12 protein-coding genes and 1 tRNA gene are annotated in these 12114 nt (G+C 71.7%); 9 read left to right on the top strand and 4 right to left on the bottom strand.

All coding sequences use genetic code 11. The features are described from left to right. Nucleotides 1–11: 11 nt before the first annotated feature. A complete protein-coding gene (locus R8Z57_RS03995) occupies nucleotides 12–1007 on the bottom strand; it encodes an ABC transporter substrate-binding protein (RefSeq protein WP_318352447.1) in 996 nt (331 codons plus the stop codon). 264 nt (nucleotides 1008–1271) lie between these two features. Continuing rightward, a complete protein-coding gene (locus tag R8Z57_RS03990; protein WP_318352446.1) occupies nucleotides 1272–2213 on the bottom strand; it encodes an oxygenase MpaB family protein in 942 nt (313 codons plus the stop codon). Between the two features lie 94 nt (nucleotides 2214–2307). Between R8Z57_RS03990 and R8Z57_RS03985 the strand changes: the two genes are divergently transcribed. The 5 genes from R8Z57_RS03985 to R8Z57_RS03965 all read left to right on the top strand — a co-directional run bounded on the left by R8Z57_RS03985 (nucleotide 2308) and on the right by R8Z57_RS03965 (nucleotide 8737). Then, entirely contained in the window at nucleotides 2308–3306 is a 999-nt protein-coding gene (locus R8Z57_RS03985) for a LacI family DNA-binding transcriptional regulator (protein WP_318352445.1), read from the top strand. Between the two features lie 242 nt (nucleotides 3307–3548). Next, on the top strand, nucleotides 3549–4298 hold the full coding sequence (locus tag R8Z57_RS03980; RefSeq protein ID WP_318352444.1) for an L-ribulose-5-phosphate 4-epimerase: 750 nt from the start codon (nucleotides 3549–3551) through the stop codon (nucleotides 4296–4298). After that, nucleotides 4298–5956, top strand: a complete 1659-nt coding sequence (locus R8Z57_RS03975) for a xylulokinase (protein WP_318352723.1) — start codon at nucleotides 4298–4300, stop codon at nucleotides 5954–5956. The genes R8Z57_RS03980 and R8Z57_RS03975 overlap by 1 nt, the downstream gene beginning before the upstream one ends. A 143-nt stretch (nucleotides 5957–6099) precedes the next feature. Further along, nucleotides 6100–7611, top strand: coding sequence for an L-arabinose isomerase (gene araA / locus R8Z57_RS03970; RefSeq protein ID WP_318352443.1), 1512 nt, complete (start codon nucleotides 6100–6102; stop codon nucleotides 7609–7611). Between the two features lie 181 nt (nucleotides 7612–7792). Further along, the gene (locus R8Z57_RS03965) at nucleotides 7793–8737 is read left to right on the top strand and encodes an aldose 1-epimerase family protein (protein ID WP_318352442.1); all 945 of its coding nucleotides are present in this window, start codon (nucleotides 7793–7795) and stop codon (nucleotides 8735–8737) included. Nucleotides 8738–8805: 68 nt separating this feature from the next. Here the strand turns inward: R8Z57_RS03965 and R8Z57_RS03960 are convergent, their stop codons facing one another. Further along, a complete protein-coding gene (locus R8Z57_RS03960) occupies nucleotides 8806–9003 on the bottom strand; it encodes a hypothetical protein (RefSeq protein ID WP_318352441.1) in 198 nt (65 codons plus the stop codon). A gap of 123 nt (nucleotides 9004–9126) precedes the next feature. Between R8Z57_RS03960 and R8Z57_RS03955 the strand changes: the two genes are divergently transcribed. Continuing rightward, on the top strand, nucleotides 9127–9510 hold the full coding sequence (locus tag R8Z57_RS03955) for a DUF5684 domain-containing protein (RefSeq protein ID WP_318352440.1): 384 nt from the start codon (nucleotides 9127–9129) through the stop codon (nucleotides 9508–9510). A 50-nt stretch (nucleotides 9511–9560) separates the two neighbouring features. On the opposite strand, the gene R8Z57_RS03950 is transcribed toward R8Z57_RS03955, so the two are convergent. After that, nucleotides 9561–10433, bottom strand: coding sequence for an SDR family NAD(P)-dependent oxidoreductase (locus R8Z57_RS03950; protein ID WP_318352439.1), 873 nt, complete (start codon nucleotides 10431–10433; stop codon nucleotides 9561–9563). 103 nt (nucleotides 10434–10536) lie between these two features. On the opposite strand from R8Z57_RS03950, the gene R8Z57_RS03945 reads away from it, so the two are divergent. From R8Z57_RS03945 to R8Z57_RS03935, 3 genes are all read left to right on the top strand, one after another. After that, the gene (locus R8Z57_RS03945; RefSeq protein ID WP_318352438.1) at nucleotides 10537–11166 is read left to right on the top strand and encodes an asparagine synthase; all 630 of its coding nucleotides are present in this window, start codon (nucleotides 10537–10539) and stop codon (nucleotides 11164–11166) included. 31 nt (nucleotides 11167–11197) lie between these two features. Beyond that, a complete protein-coding gene (locus tag R8Z57_RS03940; RefSeq protein WP_318352437.1) occupies nucleotides 11198–11608 on the top strand; it encodes an MmcQ/YjbR family DNA-binding protein in 411 nt (136 codons plus the stop codon). Nucleotides 11609–11707: 99 nt separating this feature from the next. After that, nucleotides 11708–11780, top strand: a tRNA-Arg gene (locus tag R8Z57_RS03935). Nucleotides 11781–12114 lie beyond the last annotated feature (334 nt).

Here is a 12114-nt window from a genome sequence, read left to right as displayed (position 1 = left end):
ATGCGGTCGGATCAGTAGGGACGGCTGTCGATGACTTCGGCGGCCTGCTCCTGCGTGAACGTCTGGTCCTCGACGTAGACCTGCTTCTCGACGTCGTTGCCGGCGAGGACGTCGGTCACCAGGCCCGCCGCGAGCTCGCCGAGAAGCGGGTTGCACTCGACGATGTAGTTGATCTTGCCGTCGACGAGCGCCTGCATGCCGTCCTTCACCGCGTCGATCGACACGATCTGGATGTCGACGCCCGGCTCGGCGCCCGCCGCCTCGATGGCCTCGATCGCACCGAGGGCCATGTCGTCGTTGTGCGCGTAGACGAGGTCGATGCCGTCGACGCCGTACTTCTGGAGGAAGCCCTCCATGACGGTCTTGCCGCCGTCACGCGTGAAGTCGCCCGTCTGCGAGTCGATCTTCTCGATGGCGGTGCCCTCCACGGCCTCATCGAAGCCGGCCGCGCGGTCGTTGGCAGGTGCGGAGCCGGTGGTGCCCTCGAGCACGACCATCTTGGTCGGGGTGTCGCCGAACGTCTCGGCAGCCCATTCGCCGGCCATGACGCCTTCCTTCTTGAAGTCCAGGCCGACCCAGCTGGCGTAGAGGTCGTCCGACGCCGAGACGGTGCGGTCCTCGAGGATCACCGGGATGCCGGCATCCGCCGCCTCCTGCAGCACGTCGTCCCAGCCGTCCTCCACGATCGGGGCGATCACGATGGCGTCCACACCCTGGTTGATGAAGTCGCGCACGGCCGCGATCTGCGCCGCGGTGTCGTTGTCGGCCGCGTTGAAGATCAGGTCGAACCCGTTCTCGGCCGAGAACGCGTCCTTCATCGACTCGGTGTTCGCCGAGCGCCAGCCCGACTCCGACCCCGTCTGGGCGAAGCCGACGGTCACGACGTCGTCGCCGCCCCCGGCGTCCCCGGCGTCCCCGCCGTCGCCGCTCGTTCCCGCGCAGCCGGTCGCCGTGAGGGCCAGAGCCCCCAGGAGCGCGAACCCGGCGAGAAGCGTCTTCTTCTGCATTCCAAAACCTCCTCGTTCTGGTCCGGCATCGCTGCCGGCTCGTTTCCGCGGAGCCGCCGCTGTGTGGCTCCGACGATGGAGATGTTAGCCCTCACATTCCGTGTGACGGCAAGATGTGAGCGATAACAGTTTCGTAACGCGGGCCGTGTGCCTGATCGACGGTTGCCGCAGCCCGGCGTCCGTCGGGGGCGCAAAAGTGAGGGATCACATTCGGCGCCGAGGCGCCGCGAGGTGGCGTATCACCGGCCCGATCAGCCGAATGCGTCAGCGGGCGGCCGGTGTCGTGCCCGCGTGCGTCTGCGCCGCAGCGGCGAGCCGGCGCAGCCGTTCGCGCGCGAAGTCCTGCGCGCGCGGGCCGCTTGCGAGCGCCCGCGCCGACACCGCGAGGATGACGCGGGTGGTCGTGATGGCCGGCAGCAGGGTGCGGCGCACGCCGAGCAGCCGCCGGTATCGGGCCGGGAGGCTCGCCACGGCGGCGGCGAACAGCACGCGATACGCCAGTCGCATCATCCCGGTGAACGGCACGTCCCGCAGGAACCGCACGACCTCGTCCACCCGTTCGTCCCGGCGCAGCTCGCCCCGCTCGAGGAAGCCGTCCATGCGTGCGTGCAGCTCGGTCTCGGTGAGCGGCGGATTCTCCAGGCGCATGAGGCGGCCGGCCTGCGCCCACTCCCGCACGTACGCGTCGGGTCCGCCGGGGATCGGCCCGCCCCAGCGCTCGTGGGCGCCGAGGAACGCCTCCGTGAACGCCAGGTGCACCCACTCCACGAGGTCGGCGTCGCCGGCCGAGTACGCCCGCGGCCCGTCGGCCGCGTCGAACGTGCCCTGCACGCGCTCGTGAAGCCGGGCCACGCGCGCCGTCTCACGTGCGGCCTGCGCGGTCGAGCCGTACGTGACGCAGATGATCCAGCGAACCGTCCCCGTCAGGCGCCCGATCGGATCCTCGCGATAGCGCGAGAAGTCGTGGACGCCCGCCAATGCGCCCGGGTGCAGCGCCTGCAGGAGCAGGGCGCGGATGCCGGCGACGAACGATCCGGTGCCGGCGTGCACCGTCCACACCGCACCGCCGTCGGCGAAGTACCCCGCGTCGTCGCCGTCGGCGAGCGCCCGCACCCACGCGGGCGTCCCATCGGGGTGGCCCGACAGGGCGGTCAGCAGTCGCGCGCGCAGCGTCGGCCGACCGGCCTTCCGAGAATGCGCCCGCATGCTTCCAGCGTGCCACGCGCGGCGGGCCCGCAGGCCGCCGCAGCGGAGTCCGACGCGCCCGGTCGGCGGCGCCGGTGTGGATAGGGTGTCCGCCATGGACAGCGCGCCCGTGCCCCCGGACTCCCGGCGCATCGGCGTGCGCGAGGTCGCCCGTGCCGCGGGCGTCTCGACGCAGACCGTGTCGCGCGTGCTCAACGAGCACCCGAACATCCGGCCCGAGACCCGGCAACGGGTGCTGCAGGCGATCTCCGACCTCGGCTATCGCGTCAACAACGCCGCCCGCGCCCTCGGCACGCGCACCACGCGCACGCTCGGGGTCATCGCCTCCGACGCCACGCTGTACGGGCCCGCGGTCGGCATCGCCGCGCTCGAGGCGGCGGCCCGCGACGCCGGGCGCTGGATCGCGACGGCGTACGCCGACGCGTCGGCCGAGGCATCCGTCCGCGATGCGGCCGACCGCCTGCTCGCACAGGGCGTCGACGGGCTCGTCGTGCTCGCGCCCCACGCGGCCACGCTCGCGGCGCTGACCGGCGCGCACCCGGGCATCGCGATCGCCGCGCTGCACGCGGGGCCCGGGGCCGAGCGGCAAGAGGAGGGCGCCGCCCTCGCCGTCTCGCACCTGGTCGAGCTCGGCCATCGCTGCATCGGCCGGGTCGCCGGGCCCGAGGAGTGGCTCGAAGCCCGCTCGCGCGAGACGGGCACCTTGCGTGCGCTCGCCGCCGCGGGGCTCGAGCCCGGACCCCGGTGGGGCGGGGACTGGACCGCGGGGGCGGGGGCGCGGCTGGCGGCCGAGGTCGCCGCTGCCGTGCGCACGCCGGACGGGCCCACGGCCGTCGCGGTCGCCAACGATCAGATGGCGCTCGGACTCATCGCCGGGCTGCGCGAGGCCGGTCTCGACGTGCCCGGAGAGGTCAGCGTCGTCGGCTTCGACGACAACCCGGATGCCGCGTACTACCGCCCCGCGCTCACCACGGTCGGCCTCGATCTCGAGGGCGAGGCGCGCCGCGCCGTGGCCGCCGTGCTCGGCGAGACGGCGGAGCAGGCGGCGTCGCCGCAGCTCGTCGTGCGCGCGTCGACCGCTCGTCCCCGCTGACGGGCCGCAGCACGTCGGCGGTGCGCGCCGCCGACCTGCGGGATTCAGTCTGGTGCCGTCCGAGAGCGGGCAGCCGACGCTGCTTGCCGCGGCTCGCGAGGTCGCAGGCGGCCGTCCAGGCTGAATCCAGCAGGGCGATGTGCGCGACGTGCGACCAGCGGGTTGAGCCCGCGCGATGTTACCGGTAACATCGACGCCGCGGCCGAGCGCGCCGCACGACACGAGACCCGACGGAGGACCCCGTGACCACCACCGATGCGGCCGCCACGCCGGCGGCCTTCAGCCCCGAGGTCGAGGCATCCATCGCCGACGTCCGCGCCGAGGTGGCGAAACTCCACGGCGAACTCGTGCGCTACAACCTGATCGTGTGGACGGGCGGTAACGTGTCGGGCCGCGTGCCGGGCGCCGACCTCTTCGTCATCAAGCCGAGCGGCGTGAGCTACGACGATCTCGCGCCCGAGAACATGATCCTCTGCGACCTCGACGGCAACGTCGTCCCGGGTTCGGAGGGCAGCGAACGCAGCCCCTCGAGCGACACGGCCGCGCACGCGTACGTCTACCGGAACATGCCCGAGGTCGGGGGAGTGGTGCACACCCACTCGACCTTCGCGGTCGCGTGGGCCGCGCGCGGCGAGGAGATCCCCTGCGTCATCACCGCGATGGCCGACGAGTTCGGCGGTCCGATCCCGATCGGCCCGTTCGCGATCATCGGCGACGACTCGATCGGCCGCGGCATCGTCGAGACGCTGACCGGCCACCGCTCGCGGGCGGTGCTGATGCAGAACCACGGGCCGTTCACCATCGGCGTCTCGGCGAAGGATGCCGTCAAGGCCGCCGTGATGGTGGAGGACGTCGCCCGCACCGTCCACTACGCACGGGAGGCCGGGCCCCTCATCCCGATCCCGCAGCAGGCGATCGACAGCCTCTACGACCGGTATCAGAACGTCTACGGACAGTCGACCGACGAGCGCCGCGAAGGCGACGAGCGATGATGTCGGATGCCGCGGCCCAGGCGATCCGCGACGGCCGGACCGCGCTCGGCATCGAGCTCGGCTCGACGCGCATCAAGGCGTGCCTCATCGACGCCGACGACCCCGCGACGGTCCTCGCCGTCGGAGCGCACGCGTGGGAGAACCGGTACGAGTCGGGCCTGTGGACGTACTCGCTCGAGGACGTCTGGTCGGGGCTGCAGGCGGCGTACGCCGATCTGGCGGCCGACGTGCAGCGCCGCCACGGCGTCACGCCCGAGACGTTCGGCGCCGTCGGCGTCTCGGCGATGATGCACGGCTACCTCGCCTTCGACGATGCGGGCGAGCTGCTGGCGCCGTTCCGCACCTGGCGCAACACGAACACCGGTGCCGCCGCGGCCGAGCTCACCGAGGCTTTCGGGGTGAACATCCCGCTGCGCTGGTCGATCGCCCACCTGCACCAGGTGGTGCTCGACGGCGAGGCGCACCTCGGCGACGTCCGCTTCGTCACGACCCTCGCAGGCTACGTGCACTGGAGGCTCACCGGCGAGAAGGTGCTGGGGGTGGGCGATGCATCGGGCATGTTCCCCATCGACTCCGCGACCGTCGACTACGACGCCGTGCTGCTCGCGCGCTACGACGCGCTCGCCGCCGGCCGGCTGCCGGCAGCGCACGTCGCCGACCTCCTCCCCAAGGTGCTCGCCGCGGGCGCGCCCGCCGGTGCGCTGACGGCCGAGGGCGCGGCGCTCCTCGACCCCTCGGGTACCCTGCGCCCCGGCATCCGCTTCTGCGCCCCCGAGGGCGACGCGGGCACGGGCATGGTCGCCACCGGCGCGGTCGCGCCGCGCACCGGCAACGTGAGCGCGGGCACCAGCATCTTCGCGATGGTCGTGCTCGAGCGGCCGCTCGCCGAGGTGCACCACGAGCTCGACCTCGTCACGACGCCCTCGGGCGACCCCGTTGCGATGGTCCACTGCAACAACGGCGCCAGCGAGCTGGCCGCGTGGGCCGGGATGTTCGCCCGCTTCGCGGAGACCGCGGGCACCCCGCTCGCCGACGACGCCGTGTACGAGACGCTGTTCCGCGAGGCGCTCGCAGGCGAGGCGGACGCCGGCGGCCTGCTCGCCTACAACCACCTCGCCGGCGAGCCGATCGCCGGGCTCACCGAGGGGCGACCGTTGTTCGTGCGCACCCCCGACAGCCGCTTCACGCTCGCCAACGTCATGCGCGCCCAGCTCTACGGCGTGTTCGGCACGCTCGCCCTGGGCATGCGCGTGCTCGAGGGCGAGGGCGTCGGGCTCGACCGCATGTTCGCGCACGGCGGCATGTTCCGCACCGCCGGCGTCGCGCAGCGGTTCCTCGCCGGGGCGCTCGGCGCGCCGGTGTCGGTCGGCGACACCGCCTCCGAGGGAGGCGCGTGGGGCATCGCGGTGCTCGCGGCGTATGCGCGGGCGGTGGCCGACGCGGATGACCTCGATGCGAGCGCAGCGCGCCCCCTCGATCCGGCGGCCTCGGCCGAGGCATCCATCCCCCTCGCCGTCTACCTCGACGAGCGCGTGTTCGCCGGCGCCGCCATCGTCACCGCCGAGCCCGACCCGTCGGACGCCGCCGGGTTCGCCGCCTACCTCGACCGCTACCGCGCCGGCCTCGCCGTCGAAGCCGCCGCCGTCTCCGCTCTCTGAACCGCTCACCGACCGCTCTCCTCTGACCGTGTCCCGATTTCTCGCCGTCGTGTCCCACTTCCGGTCGCAAACGGCGGCGGGAATGAATGAAATGGGGACATGGATGCCGGGGGCCCGGCCGGACGAAACCCGAAGGAACTGACATGACCCGCACCGCCCTTTCCACCTCGCTCGACGCGTACGAGATCTGGTTCGTCACCGGCAGCCAGACGCTCTACGGCGACGAGACGCTGCGCCAGGTCGCCGAGCAGTCGCAGGCGGTCGCCGCCGGCCTGGACGGCCTCCCCGTCAAGGTCGTGTGGAAGCCCGTCCTCAAGGACTCGGACTCGATCCGCCGGCTCGCGCTCGACGTGAACGCGCGCGACGAGGTCATCGGCGTCGTGGCGTGGATGCACACGTTCAGCCCGGCGAAGATGTGGATCGCCGGCCTCGACGCGCTGCAGAAGCCGCTGCTGCACCTGCACACGCAGGCCAATGTCGAACTGCCGTGGGCCGACATCGACTTCGACTTCATGAACCTCAACCAGGCCGCACACGGCGACCGGGAGTTCGGGTACATCCAGACGCGCCTCGGCGTCGCGCGCAAGACCGTCGTGGGCCACGTGTCGAACCCGGCCGTGCGCCAGCAGGTCGAGGACTGGCAGCGCGCCGCGGCCGGCTGGGCCGCATCGCGTTCGCTCAAGCTCGCGCGCTTCGGCGACAACATGCGCTACGTCGCCGTCACCGAGGGCGACAAGACCGAGGCCGAGCTGCGGTTCGGCGTGCAGGTCAACACGTGGGGCGTGAACGAGCTGGTCGCCGCCGTCGAGGCGCAGAGCGATGCGGACGTCGACGCGCTCGTCCAGGTCTACCTTGCCGAGTACGACGTCGCCGAAGAGCTCCTGCCGGACGGCGACCGCCACCAGTCGCTGCGCGACGGCGCCGCGATCGAGCTCGGCCTGCGCTCGTTCCTCGAAGAGGGCGGTTTCGGCGCCTTCACCACGTCGTTCGAAGACCTCGGCGCGCTGAAGCAGCTCCCGGGTCTCGCGGTGCAGCGCCTCATGGCCGAGGGGTACGGCTTCGGCGCGGAAGGCGACTGGAAGACCGCCATCCTCGTGCGCGTCGCCAACGTGATGGGAGCCGGCCTTCCCGGCGGTGCGAGCCTCATGGAGGACTACACCTACGACCTCGTCGCGGGCGACGAGAAGATCCTCGGCGCGCACATGCTCGAGGTCTCGCCCTCGCTCACCACCGCCAAGCCGCGGCTAGAGGTGCACCCGCTCGGAATCGGGGGCAAGGACGACCCGGTGCGCCTCGTCTTCACGGCCGACACCGGATCCGCGCTCGTCGTGGCGATGAGCGACATGCGCGACCGCTTCCGGCTGGTCGCGAACGTCGTCGAGAACGTCGACGCCCCCGACCTGCCGAAGCTCCCGGTCGGCCGTGCGGTGTGGAAGCCCGCACCCGACTTCGCCACGAGCGCCGCCTGCTGGCTGGCCGCGGGCGCCGCGCACCACACCGTGATGACGACCGCGGTCGGCATCGAGGTGTTCCGCGACTTCGCCGACATCGCCGGCACCGAGCTCGTCGTCATCGACGAAGACACCACGGTGCGCGGGTTCCAGCGCGAGCTGCGCTGGAACCAGGCCTACTACCGTCTCGCGCAGGGCTTCTGAGCCCGACGGAATCCCCGGTCTCGACGAGACCGGGGATTCCGGACGAACCCCGGGGCGATGCCCTCGGTCTCGGCGCGAATGCCTCGGCTCGAGGCCCGTCCGGCCGCGCTCCCGGGTTCGATCAGCCCCGAGCGTCGCCGCTACTCTGGGTGGCGGCATCCCCGATCCCCAAGGAGCCCTCATGGCACGTCCCCCTGCATCCGGAACCCAGCACGCGCTCCGCGCCGGCGACTACGAGGCCGTGGTGGCGAGCGTCGGCGCGACGCTGCGCTCGCTCACCTACCAGGGCCGCGACCTCGTCGTGCCCTTCGAGGCCGACGAGGTGCGTCCGGCTCACCGCGGCGCGACGCTCGCCCCGTGGCCGAACCGCGTGGTCGACGGCACCTATTCGTTCGGCGGCCGCGACTTCCAGCTGCCGCTGACCGAGCCGGCGCGCTCGCACGCGCTGCACGGGCTCGCGACCTGGCTCGACTTCGAGGCGATCGACAAGGGACCCGACCACGTCACCCTCGCGGCGGTCATCCAGCCGCAGACCTTCTACCCGTGGCGCCTGGTGATCACGACGACGTTCTCGCTCGGTCCCGACGGCCTCACGCAGTCGGTGACCGCCCACAACGAGAGCGACGCGCCGGCCCCGTGGGGCACCGGCCCGCACCCGTACCTCGTCGCCGGCGACGGCCGGGTGGACGAGTGGACCCTCGAGCTGCCCGCGGCGCAGGTGCTGGCGGTCACGCCCGACCGTCTCATCCCGACCGACCTCGTGGCCGTCGACGCCGACGATCCGGAGCGCTTCGACTTCCGCGCGGCGCGCCGCATCGGCGCCGCCGAGATCGACCACGCCTACACCGGCCTCGTCCGCGATGGCGAGGGCACCGCGACCGTGCGCGTCACGTCCGCCGACGGATCAGGCGTCGCGATGTCGTGGGACGGTGCGTGCCCGTGGGTGCAGGTGCACACGGCCGACAAGCCCGACCCGGCGCAGAGCCGCCTCGGGCTCGCGGTCGAGCCGATGACCTGCGCGCCCGACGCGTTCAACGCCTCGGCCTACGACTACGACGCCGGTCTCATCGTCATCGACCCCGAGGCATCCGTCACCGCCTCCTGGCGCATCGCCGCGATCGACTGATTGCGCGCTCGCAGCAGAGCGCAGGACGACGCCGGCCCCCCGGTCGGCGTCGTCCTGCTGCTTCGGGATCAGTTGTCCCGCAGGTCTTCCTTGATGTCGTTGCGCGTCTTCACCGAGTCGCGCTCGGCCTCGGCCTTGCGGACCTCGGCGTCGGCCTTCATCTCGTCGACCTTGTCGTTCACGCGATCCGTGGTGTCGTCCCACGAGTCCTTCAGCTTCTCGCCGACGGCCTTCGCGGTCTCCTTGGCGTCGTCCATGAATCCCATTGGTGTCTCCTCTCGTGAGGGATGTCTCGACGGTACGCCCGGAACCCCGGCGGCGCCGGGGGTTGCATCGCGGCGCCCCGCTTGATACGCGGAGGCCCCGGCATCCGCCCCTATGCTGAGCGCATGATCCACGCGCAGCTCGCCGATGCCGTCAATCAGTCGTCCTCGTACGTCACCTGGGGGGTGCTGAGCTTCCTCTGGTACGTCCTCGTCGCCATCGCCCTCTGGATGGTGTTCTCGAAGGCCGGGTACCCGGGCATCCTCGCCCTCATCCCCATCGTGAACGTCTTCATCCTGGTCAAGATCGCCGGCTATTCGGCCTGGATGACGCTGCTCTACCTCATCCCGATCGTGAACATCGTCTTCTCGATCATCGTCGCGATCCGCGTCGGCCGGGGCTTCGGGAAGGGCGGCGTGTGGTCGTTCTTCCTGCTGTGGCTCATCCCGTTCATCGGGTACTTCATCATCGGGTTCGGCAGCAGCGCCACGTACTCCAAGCCCGCCTGACCCTCTTCACGCCGGTCAGCCGGGCGGCGCTTACTCGACGACGACGCCGGTCAGCCGACCGGCGTCGTCGTGTCGATGGCCTCGCGCAGCGGGCGCCGCATGGGAGCCCAGTAGCGCGTCGGCGCGACGCGGGCGAGCACGTCGACCAGCCGCGCCTCGCGCCCCACCATCGTGCGCGGACGACGGCGGACGGTCGCCTCGACGATCCGCGCCGCCGCGTCGGCGGGGTCGGTGTGGTACATCGCGGCCTGCGCGGCGGCGGCCCGCTGCGCCACGGCCGGATCGATGGCCGCGGCGTACCGGCCGTGCAGGATGATCCCGGTCTTCACACCCGCCGGGTACACCGCGCCCACCGTCACGGTGGAGCGCTCGAGCTCGTGCCGCAGCGACTCGGTGAACCCGCGCACCGCGAACTTGCTCATCGCATACGGGATGCGCCCCGCGGGCGCCGCCAGGCCGTAGATCGAGACGAGGTGGGTGATGTGCGCGGCAGGCTCGCGCCGCAGGGCCGGCAGCAGCGCCTGCGTGATGTTGACCGTGCCCCACAGGTTCACGTCCATCAGCCACCGCATCTCGGCCATGGTCAGCTGGTCGATCGAGCCGAGCATCGACGAGCCGGCGCATGTCACGAGGCCCTGGACGTGGGGGTGGGATGCCGCGACCTCGGTCGCCAGCTCCGCCACCGCATCGTCATCGGTGAGGTCGACGACGTGTGTCGTGTGCCCGTGCCCGTGCCCGTGCCCGTGCCCGGGCCCGTCGAGGCTCGCCGCGACGGCCGCGAGTCCTTCCGCGTTGCGGTCGACGAGCGCGATGCGTGCCCCGCGCGCCGCGAGCTGACGGGCGACCTCCGCGCCCATTCCGGCCGCCGCTCCCGTGATGACGGTGGTGCGTCCGCGGACGTCCAGGGGTCGGGTCTTCGCCATGTGCTGCCTCTCCTTCGCGGTCATCGCCGTCGATGGCCCGCGCCTCCGATTCTCGCCGACTCGCGGCGGTGCGACGGGCACTAGCCTGGGGAGGGGAGGTGCGATGGGCAAGACCGCAGAGGCGATCGCCGAAGGCGTGTCCATCGCGTCCGCCGCCGCACGGCTCGCGATCCGCAACCGCATCCTCGTCGAGACGATCGCGCACGACGAGCCGTTCGAGGTCACCGCCTTCGCCCCGTTCGCCCACGAGACGCTCATCGCCCTCGCCGACGAGCAGGACCAGGCGGCGGCCATGGTGAAGCGTCAGCGCAAGAAGGCATGGGGCAAGTTCACCGACCCCGACGGCACACACGACTACCGCGATCGCGACACCCGCAACCTGCGTCGCCGCGGGCGCCAGTACGCCGGAGTCGCCCAGGCGCTGCGTCGCATGGCGGACGACCCGCACGTCGTGCGGACCCTCATCGAGCAATCGCGCGATGCGGCGTGGGGCGACGTCGAGGCGAACCTGCAGCGTCGCCTGCGCGTCGAGGGCATGCGGCCGGAGCTCGACCCCGACTACGACCGCATGCGCGCCGCGCGCATGCAGTCCATCCGCCTCGTCGACCTGCCGCGGCTGGCCGCGCACAAGCGCCACCACGACGACGCGGAGACGGATGCCGCCACCGACGCGATGCCGGCGGAACGGTCGCCGCGCGTCGGGGGCGTCGACATCAGCGAACTCGACTCCTGACACCGCCGGCGTCGAGGGCTACGCTCGGCGCGTGGACGGCGACGCGGCACGGGCGCACCCGATGTGGTTCCCTCCGGAGCACCCGCTGGTCGAACGGGTGCGCGGCATCTGCCTGCCCTATCCCGAAGCAGTCGAGGCGATCTCGCACGGCCGGTGCACCTTCCGGGCCGGGAAGCGCCAGTTCGCGATCGTCGGCGTCGCCGCCCAGCCTGCCGTGCTCTTCATCCCCGACGAGTCGGAGCGGCCGGTGCTGCTCGAGCGTGACGACGTCTTCGTGCCGCCGTACGAGGGGGCGTACGGGTGGCTCGCGCTGCGGGTCGAGGCGGGCGCGGGGGATTGGAGCCTCCTGGCGGAGCTCGTCGACACGTCGTATCGGCGCGTGGCGCTGCAGCGGCAGTTGCGCGCGCTCGACGCCGGCGGCGCCGGAGCGGGCGGCGCGTGAGCGGCGAACACGCCCGGGATTCCGGCATCCTGCCCTCGATTCGCGCCTGGAGAAACCGTGGGGTATTCTTGACGAGTTGTGCGCGCGAGCGAGCAACATGCGCCCGTAGCTCAATGGATAGAGCATCTGACTACGGATCAGAAGGTTAGGGGTTCGAGTCCCTTCGGGCGCGCACTGTGTTGAGACAGTAAGCATTGAAAACCCGCGGAGTTCCGCGGGTTTTCGTGTTTCTGCCGTCCGTTGCGCCCTTCTGATTGCACGGGAGTGCCGTCTGACCGCGAATCAGCGGTGCTGGACACCGAGGCCCGCGGATCCGATGATCCCAGGCGCCGACATCGTCGGAATCAGATGGAGTGCGAACCGAATGTGTGCACTTATGTGTGCACCTATGTGTGCACTAGCGCGTGGCCGCAGTGTGATGTCTTGGGACATCGCTGACGATTCAGCATCAGGACAACCCTGACAGTTGGTTGCGGCCGGGTCCGCGGGGTCGGCGGTACTGACGT

It is taken from the genome of Microbacterium sp. M3 (assembly GCF_033548675.1).
Lineage (GTDB): Bacteria > Actinomycetota > Actinomycetes > Actinomycetales > Microbacteriaceae > Microbacterium > Microbacterium arthrosphaerae.
The sequence above is the reverse complement of the archived record's forward strand: the minus strand, read 5'-3'. Positions and strand labels throughout refer to the sequence as shown.